The organism is Marinomonas rhizomae (assembly GCF_024397855.1).
GTDB lineage: Bacteria > Pseudomonadota > Gammaproteobacteria > Pseudomonadales > Marinomonadaceae > Marinomonas > Marinomonas rhizomae_A.
In genome coordinates, this window is sequence record NZ_CP073343.1 from 3,947,895 (window position 1) to 3,966,905 (window position 19,011).

The 19,011-nt window shown below is 42.9% G+C and carries 22 protein-coding genes; 9 read left to right on the forward strand and 13 right to left on the reverse strand.

The window, feature by feature from the left end:
- The first annotated feature begins 160 nt into the window (after window positions 1–160).
- Together KDW99_RS18505 and KDW99_RS18510 are read left to right on the forward strand one after the other, a co-directional pair.
- Window positions 161–1,237 carry a carbohydrate kinase gene (locus KDW99_RS18505; protein WP_255826789.1) on the forward strand — a complete coding sequence of 359 codons (1,077 nt, stop codon included), beginning with the start codon at window positions 161–163 and terminating at the stop codon, window positions 1,235–1,237.
- Window positions 1,234–2,139, forward strand: a complete 906-nt coding sequence (locus KDW99_RS18510) for a pseudouridine-5'-phosphate glycosidase (RefSeq protein ID WP_255826790.1) — start codon at window positions 1,234–1,236, stop codon at window positions 2,137–2,139. Before KDW99_RS18505 ends, KDW99_RS18510 begins: the two co-directional genes overlap by 4 nt.
- Window positions 2,140–2,167: 28 nt before the next feature.
- Here KDW99_RS18510 and rlmF read toward each other — a convergent pair whose 3' ends face one another.
- Together rlmF and KDW99_RS18520 are read right to left on the reverse strand one after the other, a co-directional pair.
- A complete protein-coding gene (gene rlmF, locus KDW99_RS18515) occupies window positions 2,168–3,151 on the reverse strand; it encodes a 23S rRNA (adenine(1618)-N(6))-methyltransferase RlmF (RefSeq protein ID WP_255826792.1) in 984 nt (327 codons plus the stop codon).
- Between the two features lie 104 nt (window positions 3,152–3,255).
- Window positions 3,256–4,188: a LysR family transcriptional regulator gene (locus tag KDW99_RS18520; RefSeq protein ID WP_255826793.1), complete on the reverse strand. Its 933-nt coding sequence runs from the start codon at window positions 4,186–4,188 to the stop codon at window positions 3,256–3,258.
- Between the two features lie 111 nt (window positions 4,189–4,299).
- Between KDW99_RS18520 and KDW99_RS18525 the strand changes: the two genes are divergently transcribed.
- Window positions 4,300–5,265, forward strand: coding sequence for a DMT family transporter (locus KDW99_RS18525; RefSeq protein ID WP_255826794.1), 966 nt, complete (start codon window positions 4,300–4,302; stop codon window positions 5,263–5,265).
- Between the two features lie 39 nt (window positions 5,266–5,304).
- Here the strand turns inward: KDW99_RS18525 and KDW99_RS18530 are convergent, their stop codons facing one another.
- From KDW99_RS18530 to KDW99_RS18575, 10 genes are all read right to left on the reverse strand, one after another.
- A complete protein-coding gene (locus tag KDW99_RS18530) occupies window positions 5,305–5,655 on the reverse strand; it encodes a DUF6164 family protein (RefSeq protein WP_255826795.1) in 351 nt (116 codons plus the stop codon).
- A gap of 85 nt (window positions 5,656–5,740) precedes the next feature.
- The gene (locus KDW99_RS18535; RefSeq protein ID WP_255826796.1) at window positions 5,741–7,294 is read right to left on the reverse strand and encodes an EAL domain-containing protein; all 1,554 of its coding nucleotides are present in this window, start codon (window positions 7,292–7,294) and stop codon (window positions 5,741–5,743) included.
- Window positions 7,295–7,543: 249 nt separating this feature from the next.
- Complete coding sequence (locus KDW99_RS18540; RefSeq protein ID WP_255826798.1) at window positions 7,544–8,095, reverse strand: DUF3833 domain-containing protein; 552 nt, start codon at window positions 8,093–8,095, stop codon at window positions 7,544–7,546.
- Between the two features lie 29 nt (window positions 8,096–8,124).
- Window positions 8,125–8,853 carry a hypothetical protein gene (locus KDW99_RS18545; RefSeq protein WP_255826799.1) on the reverse strand — a complete coding sequence of 243 codons (729 nt, stop codon included), beginning with the start codon at window positions 8,851–8,853 and terminating at the stop codon, window positions 8,125–8,127.
- Window positions 8,853–9,377: a DUF2878 domain-containing protein gene (locus KDW99_RS18550; RefSeq protein ID WP_255826800.1), complete on the reverse strand. Its 525-nt coding sequence runs from the start codon at window positions 9,375–9,377 to the stop codon at window positions 8,853–8,855. Before KDW99_RS18550 ends, KDW99_RS18545 begins: the two co-directional genes overlap by 1 nt.
- A gap of 23 nt (window positions 9,378–9,400) precedes the next feature.
- Window positions 9,401–10,660 (reverse strand): SAM-dependent methyltransferase, encoded by a 1,260-nt coding sequence (locus KDW99_RS18555; RefSeq protein WP_255826801.1) that lies wholly within the window; start codon window positions 10,658–10,660, stop codon window positions 9,401–9,403.
- Window positions 10,661–10,686: 26 nt separating this feature from the next.
- Window positions 10,687–11,481 (reverse strand): DUF1365 domain-containing protein, encoded by a 795-nt coding sequence (locus KDW99_RS18560; protein WP_255826802.1) that lies wholly within the window; start codon window positions 11,479–11,481, stop codon window positions 10,687–10,689.
- Complete coding sequence (locus KDW99_RS18565) at window positions 11,475–12,725, reverse strand: NAD(P)/FAD-dependent oxidoreductase (RefSeq protein ID WP_255826803.1); 1,251 nt, start codon at window positions 12,723–12,725, stop codon at window positions 11,475–11,477. Before KDW99_RS18565 ends, KDW99_RS18560 begins: the two co-directional genes overlap by 7 nt.
- A gap of 63 nt (window positions 12,726–12,788) precedes the next feature.
- On the reverse strand, window positions 12,789–13,538 hold the full coding sequence (locus KDW99_RS18570) for an SDR family NAD(P)-dependent oxidoreductase (protein ID WP_255826804.1): 750 nt from the start codon (window positions 13,536–13,538) through the stop codon (window positions 12,789–12,791).
- A 10-nt stretch (window positions 13,539–13,548) separates the two neighbouring features.
- Window positions 13,549–13,992 carry a nuclear transport factor 2 family protein gene (locus KDW99_RS18575; protein ID WP_255826805.1) on the reverse strand — a complete coding sequence of 148 codons (444 nt, stop codon included), beginning with the start codon at window positions 13,990–13,992 and terminating at the stop codon, window positions 13,549–13,551.
- A gap of 222 nt (window positions 13,993–14,214) precedes the next feature.
- On the opposite strand from KDW99_RS18575, the gene KDW99_RS18580 reads away from it, so the two are divergent.
- The 5 genes from KDW99_RS18580 to KDW99_RS18600 all read left to right on the forward strand — a co-directional run bounded on the left by KDW99_RS18580 (window position 14,215) and on the right by KDW99_RS18600 (window position 18,124).
- A complete protein-coding gene (locus tag KDW99_RS18580) occupies window positions 14,215–14,790 on the forward strand; it encodes a sigma-70 family RNA polymerase sigma factor (RefSeq protein ID WP_255826806.1) in 576 nt (191 codons plus the stop codon).
- Window positions 14,791–14,795: 5 nt separating this feature from the next.
- Window positions 14,796–15,488: a ChrR family anti-sigma-E factor gene (locus KDW99_RS18585; RefSeq protein ID WP_255826807.1), complete on the forward strand. Its 693-nt coding sequence runs from the start codon at window positions 14,796–14,798 to the stop codon at window positions 15,486–15,488.
- Between the two features lie 127 nt (window positions 15,489–15,615).
- On the forward strand, window positions 15,616–15,798 hold the full coding sequence (locus KDW99_RS18590) for a hypothetical protein (protein ID WP_048814147.1): 183 nt from the start codon (window positions 15,616–15,618) through the stop codon (window positions 15,796–15,798).
- A 188-nt stretch (window positions 15,799–15,986) separates the two neighbouring features.
- Window positions 15,987–16,196, forward strand: a complete 210-nt coding sequence (locus KDW99_RS18595) for a hypothetical protein (protein WP_255826808.1) — start codon at window positions 15,987–15,989, stop codon at window positions 16,194–16,196.
- A 197-nt stretch (window positions 16,197–16,393) separates the two neighbouring features.
- A complete protein-coding gene (locus tag KDW99_RS18600; RefSeq protein ID WP_255826809.1) occupies window positions 16,394–18,124 on the forward strand; it encodes a GNAT family N-acyltransferase in 1,731 nt (576 codons plus the stop codon).
- Between the two features lie 7 nt (window positions 18,125–18,131).
- On the opposite strand, the gene KDW99_RS18605 is transcribed toward KDW99_RS18600, so the two are convergent.
- The gene (locus KDW99_RS18605; RefSeq protein WP_255826810.1) at window positions 18,132–18,323 is read right to left on the reverse strand and encodes a hypothetical protein; all 192 of its coding nucleotides are present in this window, start codon (window positions 18,321–18,323) and stop codon (window positions 18,132–18,134) included.
- A 356-nt stretch (window positions 18,324–18,679) separates the two neighbouring features.
- Here KDW99_RS18605 and KDW99_RS18610 point away from each other — a divergent pair, with 356 nt between their 5' ends.
- Entirely contained in the window at window positions 18,680–18,985 is a 306-nt protein-coding gene (locus KDW99_RS18610; RefSeq protein WP_255826811.1) for an isoamylase early set domain-containing protein, read from the forward strand.
- Window positions 18,986–19,011: the final 26 nt, after the last annotated feature.

Sequence of the window (19,011 nt, forward strand, 5' to 3'; positions counted from 1 at the left end):
TTAATACTGCCCTTAAGTGGCCAGCTGACGAGACAAAAACTCAATAAGGTGGCAATCAATAATAGGGGTTATAACATTTTTTTACCATATCAGCCCAAAGCTCTTGTATATTTATTCATCATAACATATGTTATTTATTTAAACTTCTGTTATAAGCCTTATGAAAGACCAAACTTATCGCGTATACGAAGCCATCAAGCTCGACCCTTTGGCATCGCAGCAAGCTCTTGCAGATCGACTCAATATGAGTAGAGAATCCGTTGCTGGCCACATCATGCAACTCACTCGACAAGGGTATATTCTAGGAAAAGGCTACCTACTCGCCGAACAAAACACATACGTTGTTATAGGTGGTGCCAATGTCGACATCCATGGTCGCAGCAGTACTGACTTAACTCCCTATGATTCGAACCCAGGAACCATCAACCAAAGCCCTGGAGGCGTCGGCCGTAATATCGCTGAGAACTTGGCTCGGCTCGGAGAAAATGTACATCTGGTTGCCCCTATTGGATTAGATCAGCGCGGTGACTGGCTCATTGAGCAAACCCGCTTAAGCGGTGTCGACACGCATCACGTACTGCGCCTTGATACCTTACCTACAGGCACATATTTAGCCATCAATAATGACAATGGTGAACTGCAAGCGGCCATTGCCGATATGCGTATCATTGACACATTAGACCAGCAAAAACTAAGCAGTAAGCAGTCTTTATTACAGAGCGCTTATCGCATTATCGTCGATGCTAATTTATCTGCCGAAGTGATCTCTTGGTTAGCACAGCAAACACTAACAACTCGCTTCATTGCCGATGCGGTATCCACAGCAAAAGCACCTCGCTTACGCTCTATTTTACCGCAACTAGCACTATTAAAAGTCAATCAAGACGAAGCCAGAGCCATTCTAGATTGCGACGAAACAGACCCAGAAAAACTTGCAAAAGCCATACTTGATACTGGCGTAGAAGAAGTATTACTCAGTTTAGGCAGTGAAGGCGTTTTATTTTTCAGCGCAACCGAGTGCCAACGTAAAGCTTGTTACCCGAGCTGCCCTGTCAGCGACAGTGGCGCAGGTGATGCATTATTGGCCGGCTATTTAAGCGCTCGTCAGCAAAATAAAAATCTCGACCAGTCTTTGTCTTTTGCATTAGCTTGTGCCGCTATGACACTAGAAAGCCCTTACGCCAATCACCCAGAACTTACCATTCAACATGTCACCCAATGGATAGAAAAACTATGAACCAATACCTAGATATCAACCCAGATGTAGCCGCCGCCATTGCAGCAGGAAAACCTGTTGTCGCCTTAGAAAGCACCATTATTTCTCATGGTATGCCGTGGCCACAAAATGCCGAAACGGCCAAGAAAGTAGAGCAAATCATCCGTGATAATGGCGCCGTTCCTGCGACTATCGCGATCATTGATGGTCGCCTGAAAGCGGGACTAAGCAATGACGAAATTGACACCTTAGCGAAAGCTGGCTTGTCTGTGACCAAATGCTCACGCCGTGATTTACCCCTTGTTGTCGCACAAAAACAACACGGTGCAACGACGGTTGCAGCGACAATGATTATTGCGGCAATGGCGGGTATTAAAGTGTTTGCTACGGGTGGCATTGGTGGTGTGCACCGTGGCGCGCAACAAACATTTGATATTTCAGCGGATTTACAAGAGCTAGCAAAAACCGATGTGGCGGTTGTTTGTGCTGGGGCGAAATCGATTCTGGACCTTGCGCTTACACGCGAATATTTGGAAACGCAAGGCGTGCCAGTATTGGGCTATAAAACAGATGTACTGCCTGCTTTTTATACTCGTGAAAGTGATCAGACGGTGGATTATAATATGCAATCTGCTGGCGATATTGCAGATTTCATCAAGGCAAAATGGGAAATGCAGCTGCACGGTGGGGCGATTATCGCCAACCCGATTCCTGAAGAATTTGCGATGGATAAAGCCGCTATAGATGCAGCCATTAATCAAGCATTAGCGGAAATGGAAGAACAAGGTGTGGCCGGTAAAGAGTCCACACCATTCTTGCTGGCACGGGTAGCGGAACTAACAGGTGGAGACAGCTTAGCAAGTAATATCCAGCTGGTGTTTAACAACGCTCGCCTTGCTGCCGAGATTGCAGCGGCGCTATAAATTCTGCGAGACAACTATTGGCATGCGTTTAATTTTGCCAGTAGTTGTCTTTCCAGTAGTCAATTTGGTCATCAGCAAGGAAACTCCACGCGACAAATCGACTGATTTTCTGACCTTGCGCCATTTCAATGGTTTTCACTTGGCGAGCGCCAACTTCTTTTAACATCCGATAAATCGCATCTAAATTTCCCTGACGCGCCACCAAAGAAGTGAACCAAAAGCAACGATCAGCGTATTGCACACTTTCTTTTACCATGCGCGAGACGAAACCCGCTTCACCACCATCACACCATAACTCGGCCGCCGTTCCACCAAAGTTCAGTACCGGTTTTTCGGTTGTCAGTTTTTTGCCTTTAACGCCGCGCCATTTGCGCTGGGACTCGTCGATCATCGCTGACTCACTGGTATGAAAAGGCGGATTGCATAAGGTCAAATCAAAGCGATCTTTTTCCTTCCACACACCATCAAACAGCTTAGCCGGCTGAGTTTGTAGTCGCGTACTAATCGCGCCCTTCAAGCAAGGATTAGATTTCACTATGGTGTCACAGGTCGCCACGGCTACAGGATTCACATCGGAACCGATAAACTGCCAGCCATATTCTTGATGACCAATAATCGGATACACACAGTTCGCCCCGACGCCCACATCTAAGACTTTTATGCCTTTTCCACGGGGAATAACGCCCTGATTACTGGTCGCTAGCAAGTCAGCTAAATAATGAATGTAATCCGCTCGACCAGGAATGGGTGGGCAAAGATAGCCTGGTGGAATATCCCAAAAAGCGACACCATAAAAATGACTTAATAAAGCACGGTTTAAAGTTTTCACCGCAGCAGGGTTGGCAAAATCAACGGATTCATTGCCATATTGATTGAGTTGAATAAAACCAGAAAGTTCAGGGCAAGAATCCGCCAACAGAGCAAAATCATAACGCGCACGATGCGGGTTACGAGGATGAAGCTCTAATTTATTGTTGCGTTTGCTTTTCGTATTCTTGCTTTTTAAGACCACTGTAATGCCATTGTTTTAAACCAAAATGCGAGTATAACCGAATTCCTCGGCTTGGACTAAATGTGCTGAGATGTCACAGGGCTAACTCGTAATAACTCTAAAAGTTACGACTCAGGATAAGGAATCAAGCCTTTTACCACTTCTTCGGTTAATCGTCTAAACCATTCAACGGCTGGGTCACGTTCGATACTTTTTGGCCAGCTTAAAAAATACTTAGAATCAGGAAACTCAATAGGCAGCGGCTTCATAGTGAGATTAAACTGTTCACAGAAACGCTCAGCAAGTAAACCACTGGTACTAATCAGCAACGAGGTGCGACCTACTGTTTCTAGTGCCGACAAAAAATACGGTGTGCGAAAAGCAAAACGCCGCTCATGTGCCCTATCCGCCAAGACCAAATCACTCACTACGCGCCGATTTCCACCCATACTCACCAAGACATGAGAAAAGCTTAAATACTCATCAAGGCTGATCTTATCTTGTTTGGCCAGCGGGTGGTTATTCGACATGATGCAGCGAAATTTTTCGCGTCCCAATAATACTTTGCGATAGGTATTGGGGATTTCAATGTATTCGCTACACAATACGACATCGGCAGAATGCTCAGTTTGACTGACCAAGCTGGTCTCTGTGATCGTCGTCGTTTCCAACGAGGCTAATGGCGCTTCTTGGTAAAAGCGTTCAGCGATTGCTGGCACGTAAGCTTGGGCCTGATAGTGCGTTGTTTGTAAACGAAATACACGATTACTACTTTGCGGCTGAAAGTCTGGCGGGGATTCCAGCCCTGAAATCTGTTCTAGCATTAACTTTAATGGTGCTTCTAACATTAAGGCTTTTGACGTGGGCACCATGCCTTTTGAGGTACGAATAAACAAAGGATCGTCAAAAGCATCACGCAGTCGATTTAGCAACCGACTCATAGCAGATTGGCTTAAATACAATCGATCTGCCGCCCGTCCAACATTACGCTCTTCCAATAAGTACAAAAGCCCAGTTAAAGACTTAAGATCCAAGTGTTGAAGTGAGTTGGGGATCATGACTAAATCTCGATTTATGCATAATGATTAGAACTATTATGCATTGGATTTAATAAAGAGGAAAAGCCATTATGAACTCTCCGTCTCTTTTCATATTAAAAGGTCATAGCCATGCCAACTGCCAAACAGACTTTCTTATACGGACTATTATTTAGCTCCGTCACAGTGCTGTTTTGGGGAATGCTGCCCATCGCTCTCAAGCTGTCTGGTGGTTTTTCCGATCCTATCACGCTGACTTGGTTACGCTTTTCAGTTGCGGGGATCATTTTGGGGTTATGGCAATGGCAGCGTGGAAAATTAGGCGAATTTAAGTCCCTGTCTAAAAATGACTGGCTGCGCCTTGTTGCTGCTGGCACGTTTTTGATTGTGAACTACACCAGCTTTGCGTGGAGCTTAAATTTTTTGTTACCCGGCTCGGCACAACTGAGTTTTCAAATTGCACCGCTATTTCTCGCCTTGGGCGGTTTATTCTTTTTAAAAGAAAGCATTAACTGGCAGCAATGGCTATGTTTTGTGGGAATAGGTTTGGGCATGCTAGTTTTCTTCCACCCTATTTTTGGGCAAGGTGGTCAAGGCTCTATCTGGGTAGGCTTCGCTATTGTGCAAATGTCTGCCGCGGCTTGGTCAATGTACGCGTTACTGCAAAAGTCCTTGTTCAAACGTTTAGCGCCTTCCAATATTTTACTGGCGATTTATGCCTACGCTTTGGTCGTTATGCTGCCGTTTTCGTCACCAAGTGAACTACTGAAAATGTCTTCTGATGAGGTTTGGATTGCGGCATTCTGCTGCCTTAATACACTCATCGCTTATGGTGCATTTGCGCAAGCCATGCGCTATTGGCAAACCGTCCAAGTAAGCGCTTCCGTAGCATTAACACCTGTAATGGCGTTCATTCTAACGGAATCCTGTGTCGCCCTTGGTTGGTGGAAAAACAGTATTAGCTCATCTCATGCTGATTGGCTAAGCTTATTTGGCATGTTGATTGTTATCGTCAGCGCGATTAACGTTCAATTGATTAGTGCTAGAGCTCAGCGTAAAGCCGCAGTAATAACATTGTCATTAAATGAAGCAACTTAGCTTTTCATTGATGGTGCTTTCTATCACAACACTTAGCGATTAAAGCCATAACGTAAATGGAATGATGGAAATACCTAAAATAATCAACACAGCAATCAGAGTAAAAAACGCTTCTGCTGGATTTTGACGAGCGTGTTGTAAATATCCCAATATCCATTGCCCAAAAGTGATGGGGCGCATGGTTTGAGCACGAGCCATTTGGTCTTGATGAATCAACTCCCGCGCTTTAATGGCTTGTTCTTTGTCTTTTACCCACAACCCAGCCATGGAAATTTGCCAGCGTCCTGCGGTAGTTTCATAGAAGGCAATATCATGATCAGCTAATAATTGACGAATATCGTCCGCTTCTTCATCCGGGACATATTTCAGCCGAAAAACCAGAGTTGCCATATGATAAGACCTTGAGCATAGAAATTGAGCGGTAGAGGGTAAGAGAAGCCGACTCAGAATACAATCTAGTATTATGGCAGTGCGTTTATTTTGTGGTGTTTTCTTCGAGCCAAGTAATCACTTGATCTTTTGGTAGTGGGCGACAGAAGTAATAACCTTGTACTCTATCCACTCCAAGCTCTCGAACCGCATTTAATTGATCTTCGCGTTCAACCCCTTCAGCCACCAATTCCATGTTTAGCTCTTTTGCTAATTTGGTAACCGAGGTAAGTATCTGACGAGTAAATTGGTCATCTTTTAAGCTGGCGATAAATATTTGATCTAACTTTAATGTGTCGTATGGGAAACGGCGTAAAAAGTCCAACCCAGCATAACCAGTACCAAAATCATCGACGGATAAGCCAATCCCCATCGCTTTAATGTGTTCAAAACGACTCACCATCAAAGGTAACTCAGCAGAATCTAGCGCGCTGGTTTCGGTTACTTCAAGACCAAGTCTACCTTTTAATTCAGGATACTCATCAAGAATATGAGACAAATTCAGCGCAAAACATTCTTTAAGTAAACTATGCCTATCAACATTGACGGAGATTTTAATGTGTTTTAGTTGCTCAGGGTATTCTCGATAAAATTCCCCAACCTTACGAACCACCATCCAAGTAAGATCATCAATCAAGCCAAGTCTATCCGCCATATCAACAATCACTAATGGTGAAACCTGACCATGACGAAAGGAACGCCAGCGGATCAGCGCTTCCATTTCATGAAACCCACCGTCTTTTAAAGACACAACAGGCTGGAAATACACCTCCATAGCATTTTTCTTTATTGCCCGTTTAATACAGTGACGCAAAGAACGACGATAATAAATCAATACTAAATGACCAATATAAAAAGCCGCGAACAAGCCTCCCCAGCTCAATAACATAAATGGCCAAAGCGAACATAAACTCTGCCAGTACAAGCTCGCTGGGAAAAACACAGTTAGTGTCATTGACCAATCAGCTAACGACACCTCCTGCTTAGCAATTACATTCGAATCCATCCCTTCTCTATTTGAAGAGAAGACTTGCTTGCCAATCATCAATTCATAGAAATAATCAGGTAATAAAACTTGGTCCACACTAACAGCAATACTCTCTGGCGGCGCTAATCCATTTACACCAAGGCCATCCATTCTTTGATAAAAAGCAAAGAACGTTGACTCACTCAGCGTATTAGACTTCACCAAAGAGACCGTTTTACGGCCTTCACTATTGGTGATTCTAGAGGCTATAGAGTCATAAATTGTGATCTTAGTTGGCCCTAGACTTGAACAGTACACAACAAAATTCGAGTTGAATAAGCCAATTTCTTTTAAGGTAGGAGAATAAAACGTGGCGCGCCGTAAGCGCTTTAAATCAGGCTTTTCACAGGACAAACGACTATCTTCTGCAACTTGTTTTAACTCAGTGAAAATATTATCCATTCTATCTGACAAAGCTTTTTTCGCCGCCTCCGTACGAGCGTCTAAGTCATTCAATAAAGATAAATACAGGCCGAGGGTAAAAGCGAAGAGGATAATAAACAAAGAAAAGAAGCCATAAAAAAAGGTGACCCTTTTTCTCGAAGGCACTACTTCTATGATGTTTTTAAACACTAAGCAACCCCTTTTGTCCTTACCCTCTGATCTAAAAAAGCACTTTTTTACAGATATATTGTATGCATATGTTGATAATTACATAGATATTGAAATGTACCAATAAAAAAGGCTACCCGAAGGCAGCCTTTTATTAATATCATCGAAAATAAGTGCTTTACCCGATACCTCTATTCAACTAATTGATAAAGCGTTGGAAGCATTATTCATTTTTGTATGAGTTGTTAGGATTCGCTCAAATAACGAGCGTTACTGTGGCGTTTTTTGTATAACAATCGACAAGTAGCCTACTTCAAAACCAAACTTAGTCATAATTGATTCATTCATCACGACACCGTCTTTCACCATGTACATGCGATCGTCCACATTCACTTCTATTAAATCACCATCGTAAGGCACTTGTAGAACATACTTCATAAACAAGGCATTGCCAGCAATTTTAATGTCACCTTTCCCGATCACATCATTTGCGGTTGCGGTGTATTTACCTTGCGCATCTGGTGTCATTATCCAGGTTCTTTTTTGCACTTCACCATCATCAAACACAAACACTTCAGCAAGCGTTCCAACCCCTTTATCCCAGCTACCTTCTAAGGTTGCATTGAAATAGCGAGTTACTTCGCCACTGCGATTTTTCAGGGTGCCATGAGCGGTTAAAGAACCAGAAAAAAACGACTGAATATCAAATTTAGGTTCATTCTTGGCATATAAAGACACCTCAGGTGTAGAACAAGCCGTCAGCAACAACGCGCACAATAAAATAGACATTTTGCCCGAAATTGATCGCCATAAGTAACTCATATTGCTTCCCCTATAAACTAAATAAACAACTACATGTAATGATATTTAATATCCGCGGTTAAGTACTTACCCTGCTCATCACAAATATTGGTTCGTCCTGTAAATCGCAATAGCCTCTTATCGACTGGATCATAAGCGACCACAATAGGGTCTACCGCCATCCTAACAAACCAAGAAACAGGCTTGAGGGCAAAACACATAGCCCCCTCTTTTGTACCGTCTACACAGGTAATCTGACTAAAACGAAAACTAAAAGTTGACTGCCTACTGGGCACAAGATACTCAATGTCCATCTCTTTTCCAGAGATTAAGGTATCCCAATATTGTTTTACAAAAGCATCAAAGCCCGCATCAACCACCATGCCTTGGGCCAATGTCACCGAGTCTTTTTCAACTTTTTCGTTACTGTTTTCTTGATAACGTATTTGGAGTTGATTACCACTCTGAGTGACATCAATTTTTTCACCGTTACGTTTATTAAGCTGTGAAAAACTAGGGGTGGTTTGTGACTTGGAAAAATCGATCGTTTTATTCGCAAACACTCGTCCATCAGGCTCAGAGTATTCAACTTTATAAATATCTTTGCTGATTTTTTGATGTGTTTCTCGATAAAGCAAGGCCCCGGTTTCGATATTGTAAGCACTACCAACCAGTTTAGAAAAAGCGTCATCAGCGAAACTAAAAGAACTACATAAAGCAGCCAACGCAACAATAACAAGAGACCGCGTTGGTAACGGTAGAGCAGGAAAACCTTTCATTACCTTTTTTCTCCTTCTTTTGGAAATAATGCCCATTTTTCACAAAGCCATACGCCCAGTGGTAACACCATAGACCAGACGATAGCGACAACGCACAAACTCAAAATAACAGGCTCAGCCAATGCAATACCTGCTAGATTTGCCCCAGCAAAATAACTCATTGTTGGCCCAACCGCGCCAAGTAACGCACTGAAAAGATAACGTGAGCGTAGAAAAGTCAAACTATGAGCAAACAAGGTACCGACACTAACCCAAAGGCACAGTAACCACACAGGTGGTACTTTAATATCACTTAGCACCTCGGTGCTTGTCGAGAAAATACCTAGTTGAAATAGGCTTCCGTCTATCAGTAAACCAAGGATTAAGAAGACAAACAACAAACGCCACTCTCTTCGATCCGTCATAAAATAGCGATGATGTAACGACAAGTAGCAAACCGTCGCGATAAGCGCCCAAGCGCTACCCGCCAATAAACAGACGAACCAAACGACTTGAAACAAAATGGCATTCATCACAGGTTTCATGCCATTTACTCCTTTCATACCCGTTAAATCGACAAACGATGATCAGGTTTGGCAAAAACAAACTGCCCAGTACTGATCGCTCGTTCTTTAAAACCACCTTCACAGTAGGCGAGATAGAAATCCCACATGCGACAAAACACATCGTCAAATCCCATATCGGTCACTTCACGACGTGCCGCATGAAAACGTGTGCGCCAATCGGCAAGGGTTTTCGCGTAATGTTCAGTAATGTCTTCTAAGCCGACGATCTGCATGTCAGTTTTAGAAGCAATCTTATGAGCGATCACTTGATTGGATGGCAAACAACCACCTGGAAAGATGTAGCGCTGAATGAAGTCCACTGAACTGCGAGCATAATCGTAACGCTGATCAGCAATGGTGATGGCTTGGATCACCATTACTCCGTGCGGCTTCAATAGTGCACTGCATTTGGAGAAATAACTGTCGTAGTATTCGTGACCAACGGCTTCAATCATCTCGATCGACACTAGCTTGTCATATTGGCCTTGCAGATCACGATAATCTTCAAGCAATAAAGTAACCTTGTCTTGCAGGCCTTCCGCTTCCACTCGAGCTTTGGCAAATTCGTACTGCTCTTTCGATATTGTCGTCGTCGTTACTTGGCAACCATAGTGTTTTGCGGCATGAATCGCCATTCCCCCCCAGCCAGTACCGATCTCTAACAAGTGATCCTCTTTGCTAAGCTGAAGTTTTTGGCAAATTCGATCCAATTTATTCACCGAGGCTTCTTCTAAAGAAGAATTCACCTGAGGATATACCGCAGAGGAATACATCATGGTCGGATCTAAAAACAATGAGAAGAAATCATTACCCAAATCATAATGGGCAGAAATGTTATCTTTTGAGCCTTTCTTCGTATTGGCATTTAACTTGTGTACAATTTTGGCACCGATACGGCTCCAGATAGGGCGTTTCGCATCCATTTTATTAATTAAATTCAGGTTAGCGACCATCAAACGAATAACACCAACCACGTCTGAAGAAGACCACCAGCCTTTCATGTAAGCTTCACCAGCACCAATACTGCTATTTTGGAATACATCGCGGTAAGCATGAATATCGTGAACATGAATATGAGCAATATATTGAGTATGATCTTTCGATTCCCCAAAAGAATAAGTTTCACCGTTCTCTTCTAAAGTAAGATGACCCACTTCTAATTTGCCCAACATAGTAAAAACCATCTTACGGGCCACATTATCAAACCATGTTGTCGTGCGATTTTTTCTCACTTTTTGATTATCCATACTGACGGAGTTCATACTTGTTAGTCTCCTAATGCATTTTGCTACTTATTACTTTTGTTAGTAGCCGTGTTAGACGATGAATTCGGATGTGAATAAAAAGGGACTTTCTTCATCCAAAGCTTAAGTGCTTGCCAATAAATACCAAATGCCACTTGCATGGTCATGACTGGATAACGAAACAACACCCTAGCCATAGAGCTTGATGTTAGAGTCATTCGAGTTAGCGACAATGTGGCGTCAAACACACATTGCTCACCCTCTAATTCTTTGTTCTGCATGTGTACCGCTAATTTTTTACTCGGAACACTGCTGCGCCAATCATAAAAATGCTCCATCGGGTGAAACGGAGACACATGCATTGCCTTATTGAATTGAATACGCTGCATTTGATCACTTGGATCACATTTTAAAACGTAAGGGATTTTCTCTTTCCAAGGAGTGTTAGTCACTTCAAGCAACATGGCTTGCAGTTGCTCATTTTCATCAAAGCAGTAATAGATGGTAATGGGGTTAATGATGAAGCCAAAGTAACGGCAATTGGTCAGCATACGAACTGAGCCCGATAAATTCAGCCCCAGACGATCATTCACTTCCGACAACACCGCTTGTTTAATGGAAAGAGATTGGCTCCCGAAATAATCCTTTCGCGAGAATCGAGCGAGAGACCAATTCTTCATTGACCACCAAGGACTCATCGCCAGCACATCGTCTAACTCGTCTAAATCGAAATACATCATAAAAACACGATAGCGGAACGCATGTGCGCGTGGGGTAAACCGGCGGTGTCGCACCATGCCGTGATAAATAGCACTGTGCTTAGGAACAAAATCTACCATGAAATACCTAGTCCATTCGCAACACGAACACCGCTCCAGCAACCATCTTCATGGAAGCCGTTACGCCAATACGCACCACAAAACCATGTTTTGTTGACACCATTAATCTCTGACCAACGATCCTGAGCCTTGATACCTTCCAAAGTAAAGGTAGGATGAGAATACTGAAAGCGCCCAACTATTTTGTCTTCCGCGATCATATCCGTCTGGTTTAAGGTGACGACATAGGTTGTATCACTGGAAAAGTGCTGCAGAATATTCATGTTATAACTGAGGGTTGCTGGCTTAGTCCGATCAGAACCCAAATGATAGTTCCAGCTCGACCAAGCTAGTTTTTTCTTTGGCAATAGTCGTGTGTCTGTGTGCAGTACCACATCGTTATTTCGATAAGGAATCGCGCCCAAAATGGCTTGCTCATCGGCAGACGGGTCCCCTAACAAAGCCAACGCTTCGTCACTGTGACAAGCAAACACCACTTGATCAAAAATCTGTGCAGAGCCATCACCAAAATGAATGATGACTTTATCTTCAGAGCGGTGAACTTGAGTAATATCCGCCCCAAGCTGGATACGATCTTCGAATGTTTCCACCAATGGCTGCAAATACGCCGACGATCCGCCTTCAATAACACGCCATTGTGGGCGATCGTTCACACTTAACAAACCGTGATTTTTAAAGAAACGAACGAAAAACACCAATGGAAATTCCATCATTTCATCCAAAGTAGACGACCAGATAGCGCTGCCCATAGGAATGAGATAATGGCTCGCAAACCGATTGCCATAACCTTTTTCTTTTAGATATTCACCAAGCGTCACGCCTTCTTTCAATTGGCCGCTTTCTAAGTCTAGGATGGCTTCTTTGTTAAAACGCAAGATGTCTTTTAACATCCCCATAAAAGAGAAGTTCAACAGGTTGCGACGCTGAGCAAACAAGGTGTTTAGATTATTGCCACCATACTCTAACCCTGTACGCTGACAGCTAACACTAAAGCTCATTTCGGTGGCTTTAGACTTCACTCCCAACTCGTCCATCAAACGAATAAAGTTTGGATACGTCCAGTCATTAAAGACAATAAAACCGGTATCAATTGCCCGAGTACTGCCGGCTTCTTCTACTTGTACCGTCGCAGTATGACCGCCAATACGCTCTGCGGATTCAAACACCGTCACATCATGTTGTTGCTGTAAAAGATAAGCACTGGTCAGACCGGAAATCCCTGATCCAATAATGGCAATTTTCACTCATTGTCCCCTTAAAACATATTTTTATGACCAGCCAAACTGGTTTTTTTAAATGTGAAATCGTTATTTTTTCGGCGCTAACTTATCAAGCCATAACTTTGGAAAGTGTCGTCCAACCCATAACATAGCGGTTAATCGCTTAGGAAAAGCAAATTCATACGGACGAGATTTCAAGGCGCCAAACATGCGCTTTGCGGCTTCTTCAGGCGACATCAAAAATGGCATATCGAAAGTATTTTTTTGTGTCAAAGGCGTATCAACAAACCCAGGTAACAGACAGGTAACATCCACATTGAACTGCTTCAGATCCATGCGTAAAGAAGATAAGAAATATCGAATAGCCGCTTTACTAGCGCCATAGGCTTCTGCTTGAGGGAAAGCGGCTTGTACCGCTTGAGAACTCACCCCCACCAAATGCGGACTTGATGCGTTTTTAAGCAAAGGCAAACACACTTCAACACTGTTCACTAAGCCCAAAAAATTAACCGACATAATGCGATCCATCATTTTCCAATCTGGCTCATTAATCTCTAAATATTCACATGTTCCGGCATTCAATACAGCACAATCTAAATGAGCAGAATAGGAACTCAAAGTATCGTGAACGGCTTCAATCTGACTGTCATCAGTCATATCAAAGGGCACAAAGGTTAAACTATCAAAGGCTTCCAATAGACCCTCAAGCTCACCGGACTTTCTTGCGCTGGCCAACACTCGCCAGCCGTCTTCTAGATAACGCTTAGTTAAAGCAAGTCCTATACCAGAACTCGCTCCGGTGATCCAAACGACTTTTTTATCCGTGGCATGACTCATAATGCTCTCCTTAATTCGCTAGGCGCTTCTTTAGGCCTTTCACCATTGCACCCAACAGGGGCACATGTTCATAAATCAACTGGCCCAGGTCATAAACATCTTCATGAAAGTAGATACGGTCATTAAATTGCACCTGACTGATGCCACGCACCGTAATGGTTTTATTACCTAATTTTGGGTGTTTAAAATGCATGTTCCATTTTATGTACGCCGTATTTTCGGACACAATTTGATCCAAGTATTCAAAGCGGCCACTGTGAACATTGACACACATCTCAGACAAATAAGCATGTAACTTGTCTGCGCCACGTAACTCATGGACAGGATCTTTGAACAATACATCTTCTGTGTACACTTCATCTATTTTGTCGAGCTTTGGATGTTTCACATCAAGATAAAACGCCTTAAAACGCTCTATCAACAAAGAATTGGGATCCACTTTAGAGTCCGCCATGTCCATCACTTACCTTAGCCATCTTGATATGGAGAATTGACCGAGAATCAACTCGTTTCATTTATTCTGATTAAACGCACTGAAGCCAATTATGGATCACTCTATTTTCACGAATTGAAGAGCTGAAATTTTTTACTATTAAATAGATAGAATGTGATCCATGCTTCTATCTATCACGTATATCTTAGAAACAACATGTCAGCCTTCCTTTTGGAGCAATAAATGGAACGCGCAATACAAACAGAACCAGATGAACAACGCGTAGCGGACATCTTTGCGATTGCACAACACAGAGACCAAACGGCACTCGTTCGCCTATTTGATCACTATGTTCCAAAAGTAAGAGCGTTCTGTCTCGCGGCACAACCTGGCGCCAACTTAATGGCCGATGACATTGCTCAAGAAGTGATGATTCGCATATGGAACAAGGCTCACACATACAAGCCAGAATCCGCGTCTTTGAACACTTGGGTGTTTACGCTTGCAAGAAACGCACGTATCGATTATTTGCGTAAAAACAGCCGCCATCAGTCAGATATTGACCCAGAGTATCTTTGGCAAAATGTTGTCGACGAAAATGCCGACCCATTTAAAGACGCTCAGCAAAAAAGAGATCAAGAACGGATTCAACAAGGCTTAGACAAATTGCCTGCGGATCAAAAACAGGTTTTGGCCAAAGTCTACTTAGAAGGCAAAACCCACAAAGAAGCAGCGGAAGAGTTATCTCTTCCTCTCGGAACGATTAAGTCTCGAGTTCGCCTTGCTTTGCACAAACTCACTATTTACGTTAAGAGGTAGTATCGATGATTAACTACCATCCATCGATTGAAATATTGACCGACTACTCCGCCGGCTCATTACCATTAGCTCATTCTTTATGTGTTTCTACACATCTGGAACGTTGCCATGAATGCCAACAGCAAATTCGCAAGCTGGAGATGCTTGGCTCACACCTTTTTGATCAGACGAAGACAGACAGTCGTCAGCTGAGCAACTTAAAAGACAGCTTTTTCGAAAAATTAAATGCACAGGCCGAGCAAGTAAACGAGACGCAGCAGATCGAAGAAGAACCCACTGCGGTTGATTGGGACAGCTACACCATTCCTAATAGTCTTCGTCAATTTATCAAAAAAAGTTATGACGACCTAAATTGGATGCGCTTATCGCCTTCTTTCAAGATCGCCACACTTTATAACGAAGAAGGCGGCGCTCAGATTGCACTGACCAGAGTAAAAGCAGGCGCTCACATGCCAACTCACACTCATACAGGTGATGAAATTACCCTTGTATTAGAGGGGGCTTTTTCCGATGAAAGCGGTGTCTATCGTCAAGGTGATTTTATTAATCGTGACGCTAGCCACAAACATAAGCCAATCGTCACCAAAGATGCAGAATGCATCTGTTTAACCGTGTTAGACGCACCGATTGAATTTACTGGCTGGTTAACGCGCCTACTGAATCCTATCATTCGCCGATACCATCCGCATTCCGCTTAATGCAGACACTGTGCCTATCAGTAAAGCCAACGATAGGTACACGTTTGCAGACGTTAGCCAATAACAAGCAAATATTGTGAAAATCTGGTATAGTCCTTGTTCAAACTAAAAACAAGGACTATTTATCATGGCAACTAAGAAGAAACAGCCGGCCGCTTCGGAAACCTCGGAATCCATTGAAAAGCAAATGCAAGAGTTTCTAGCTCGCGGTGGACACATAGATAAAATCGATTCAGGAGTTAGTGGACAATCTCAGCTAACAGGATCACGTCACATTTCCCTAGGAAATAGCAAAACGAAAGCACAATAAGCTTTGGGGATACTTTACTAACGGTAAATATCCCTCGCTATTTTCGTTTGTACGCCAACTCTATAAACGCGATTTCAAGGCCTTCCTGTAAAACGTAAATAGATTGGCGAATCAAATAGTTAGTCTATAAAAGTGACTAACAATATGTAAGAAAACAATAATAGAATTTTTATTGATACAGGAACATTATGCTGAGCGAATCTGATCGCGCGTTTTTCCGCCCTAAATGGCGTCGAGTCACTGTGACTTTATTCTGTTTCGCATGGACGATTCTTGAATGGGTATCGAATGAACCTATTTGGGCGATGATTGCAGCGGGCATCACGCTATATTGTCTATGGAACTTCTTTTATAAGTTTGAAGAAGAAACAGACGAAGACAACACACCAGCAAGCTAATCAGCAAAGCAAGCGTCTAAATAATCTAGCCTTATTTATTATTTGGCGGCTTTTCACTAATGGTTGGCGAAAAAATAGTCGCAAACGTCTTTATTAACTGGTCATAATTTCGACACATAAACGTCACGACGCTGTCATATTAACGCTCTACTCTCATTAATAAGATACCTAAAAACTTATTAGAGCGGAGCGTCACTGTGATACAAGTCGAGCAAATGATTGCCAGTAAATCTCCTCACTTTTTCGACAAAAGCCCATTTATCACTCGCCCAACGTTAAGCGTGTTAAAACGCTTATTCCACGAAAGTGAAGTAAACCAATTCCTGGAAAAAAACCACGGCTGTGTCGGCTTCGAATTTATTGATCGAGTTCTGGATCACTTCAATTTTAGCTATCAAGTAAGCCAAGTTGATCGTCGAAACATTCCCGCCAGCGGCCGGGTAATGATCATCGCTAATCACCCTCTTGGCGCCTTAGATGGCCTCGCTTTACTCAGATTAATCGGTGAAATCCGCCCAGACGTGAAAATCGTAGCTAATGATTTATTAATGGGATTTGACGGTTTAAAACAACTTGTCCTTCCCGTCGATAATCTCGGTGGAAAAACCGGACGCCAGCAACTCAAAGCCATCATGAGCTGCTTACATAATGAAGAAGCGGTGATTATTTTCCCTGCCGGCGAAGTATCTCGCATGTCGCCAAGCGGCGTAAAAGATCAACAATGGAATCAGAACTATCTAAAGCTGGCGCAAAAGACCAACAGCCCGTTACTGCCGGTTCATATTGGCGGACGAAACTCCATGTTGTTTTACACCAGCTCGCTTTTATATCGACCACTATCAACCATTCAGCTCGCCAACGAAATGTTTCGTCAACGCAATCGCAAAATTCCCATGCAAGTTGGCCAAGCCATTCCTATTCAAGAGCTAGCCCAACTTCCACTAAGCGATAAAGAAAAAAACAAACTCGTAAAGCGCCATTTATACCGTATTGCCAAAGGCAAAAAACCGCTACTTAAAACCGAAAAGACCGTTGAGCATCCGCAAAATAGACAGATGATCAAACAAGAACTAAAAATAGCCGAACATCTTGGTAGTACCAAAGACAACAAGCAAATCTACCTGTTTGATTACGACCCAATGTCGGTGACGATGAAAGAGATTGGGCGCTTACGCGAAATTGCCTTCCGAAAAGTAGGTGAAGGTACTGGCGAGCGTTCAGATTTAGATAAGTTCGACCAATACTATCGCCATTTGATTCTATGGGATGAAGAAGAGCTAGAAATTGTTGGTGCTTATCGTATTGGCGAAGTCGCACGCTACATGAAGTCAGACAAACCAAATCGCATCTATAGCTCTGAGCTGTTCCAATACTCGTGCGACATGGAACCTTATTTTGAACAAGGTATTGAGCTCGGGCGTAGCTTTATCCAACCAAAATATTGGGGCAAACGCAGCCTAGATTATTTGTGGTATGGCATTGGCGCCTATTTAGACAGACACCCTGAAATTCGCTACATGTTTGGGCCTGTGAGTTTGAGCAACAGCTACCCTCAAGTGGCAAAAGATTTCATTGTTTCCTTTTACCAACTCTATTATGCCGATAAGGAACACTTAGCGCGCTCTTTCACGCCTTATCAAGTTAACACAGAACACGCTGATATTATTTCAGCCATGTTCAGCGGCGATAACTATGAAGAAGACTTTAGGATACTAAAAGAGCAGCTCAGCCACTTTGGCGCCAGCGTACCAACACTGTTCAAACAATACAGTGAATTGTGCGAAACGGGCGGAGTTCGCTTCTTAGACTTTGGTGTCGATGCCGACTTTGGCTACTGCGTGGACGGTTTGGTCCTAGTAGACCTGAATACAGTCAAAGAAGCGAAAAACAAACGTTACCGAGGTCACAACGATGGCTCTCAAGCTTAGTTAATAATCACGAATCATGGTGATGATCACGATAATGACGACTGTGAGAATGATGAACGCGCGAATGATGAACGCGCGAATGATGGTCATGGAAATGATCATCCGCTTCTTGTTCAGAATGCTTAAAGACAACCAAATAAACAATCTTAATGACCAGCATAATACTTAACACAATAAGAACGACCATTTGAATATCCATAAAAACACCTCATTATTTTTGTTGGTGTCATTTGAGTATAGGACATGAAAACGGCGTTGAATGTGAATTTACGTCTTAAGTTTGTAGGGATTTGTCTTAAGCCCTGAAATAGCGCATTTAGCGTTATTTCAGGGACTAAAGTGGTTATAAAGGGCTAACCTAAATCGTAGGCATAACGGTTTTTAATATTGAAATTAATCAGTTAGAAAATATGGCGTAAGCTTTGCTTCACTTCTAAAAGAGTCTTTAAAAAAGAGTTCATTCTAAACGCCTGCTTAATCGCAGGGCTCAACAACGACCTCAGGCTTTTGCAGTAGCCTTACACATTTGTCTATCGTTAGACCATGGAGCTGGAAATGATTGAAAAAACGTATTTGAAAACAAAGCCCGAATGCAAAGTAAAATTCGCCTTACCTGCGGACGTTATTGGCGATGCCAAGCATGTCTCTGTGGTTGGAGACTTTAATAATTGGGACAGTTCAGCCAACCCGATGAAAAAGCAAAAATCAGGTGTTTTTGCGTCAACGCTTAACTTGGATATCGAAACCTCGTACCAATTTCGCTATGTTCTGGACGACACACAATGGCTAAACGATGACATGGCTGATGCCTATGTTCCCAGCCCAATAAGCTACGACACAAACGGCGTCATCAGCCTGTAATAGTCGATTTTAGCTTAAAAGAAGCC

Coding starts and splice junctions, on each gene's coding strand:
- KDW99_RS18505 (WP_255826789.1), top strand. CDS start 161: ATGAAAGACCAAACTTATCGCGTATACGAAGCCATCAAGCTCGACCCT.
- KDW99_RS18510 (WP_255826790.1), top strand. CDS start 1,234: ATGAACCAATACCTAGATATCAACCCAGATGTAGCCGCCGCCATTGCA.
- KDW99_RS18520 (WP_255826793.1), bottom strand. CDS start 4,188: ATGATCCCCAACTCACTTCAACACTTGGATCTTAAGTCTTTAACTGGG.
- KDW99_RS18525 (WP_255826794.1), top strand. CDS start 4,300: ATGCCAACTGCCAAACAGACTTTCTTATACGGACTATTATTTAGCTCC.
- KDW99_RS18530 (WP_255826795.1), bottom strand. CDS start 5,655: ATGGCAACTCTGGTTTTTCGGCTGAAATATGTCCCGGATGAAGAAGCG.
- KDW99_RS18540 (WP_255826798.1), bottom strand. CDS start 8,095: ATGAGTTACTTATGGCGATCAATTTCGGGCAAAATGTCTATTTTATTG.
- KDW99_RS18545 (WP_255826799.1), bottom strand. CDS start 8,853: ATGAAAGGTTTTCCTGCTCTACCGTTACCAACGCGGTCTCTTGTTATT.
- KDW99_RS18550 (WP_255826800.1), bottom strand. CDS start 9,377: ATGAAACCTGTGATGAATGCCATTTTGTTTCAAGTCGTTTGGTTCGTC.
- KDW99_RS18555 (WP_255826801.1), bottom strand. CDS start 10,660: ATGAACTCCGTCAGTATGGATAATCAAAAAGTGAGAAAAAATCGCACG.
- KDW99_RS18560 (WP_255826802.1), bottom strand. CDS start 11,481: ATGGTAGATTTTGTTCCTAAGCACAGTGCTATTTATCACGGCATGGTG.
- KDW99_RS18570 (WP_255826804.1), bottom strand. CDS start 13,538: ATGAGTCATGCCACGGATAAAAAAGTCGTTTGGATCACCGGAGCGAGT.
- KDW99_RS18575 (WP_255826805.1), bottom strand. CDS start 13,992: ATGGCGGACTCTAAAGTGGATCCCAATTCTTTGTTGATAGAGCGTTTT.
- KDW99_RS18580 (WP_255826806.1), top strand. CDS start 14,215: ATGGAACGCGCAATACAAACAGAACCAGATGAACAACGCGTAGCGGAC.
- KDW99_RS18585 (WP_255826807.1), top strand. CDS start 14,796: ATGATTAACTACCATCCATCGATTGAAATATTGACCGACTACTCCGCC.
- KDW99_RS18590 (WP_048814147.1), top strand. CDS start 15,616: ATGGCAACTAAGAAGAAACAGCCGGCCGCTTCGGAAACCTCGGAATCC.
- KDW99_RS18595 (WP_255826808.1), top strand. CDS start 15,987: ATGCTGAGCGAATCTGATCGCGCGTTTTTCCGCCCTAAATGGCGTCGA.
- KDW99_RS18605 (WP_255826810.1), bottom strand. CDS start 18,323: ATGGATATTCAAATGGTCGTTCTTATTGTGTTAAGTATTATGCTGGTC.
- KDW99_RS18610 (WP_255826811.1), top strand. CDS start 18,680: ATGATTGAAAAAACGTATTTGAAAACAAAGCCCGAATGCAAAGTAAAA.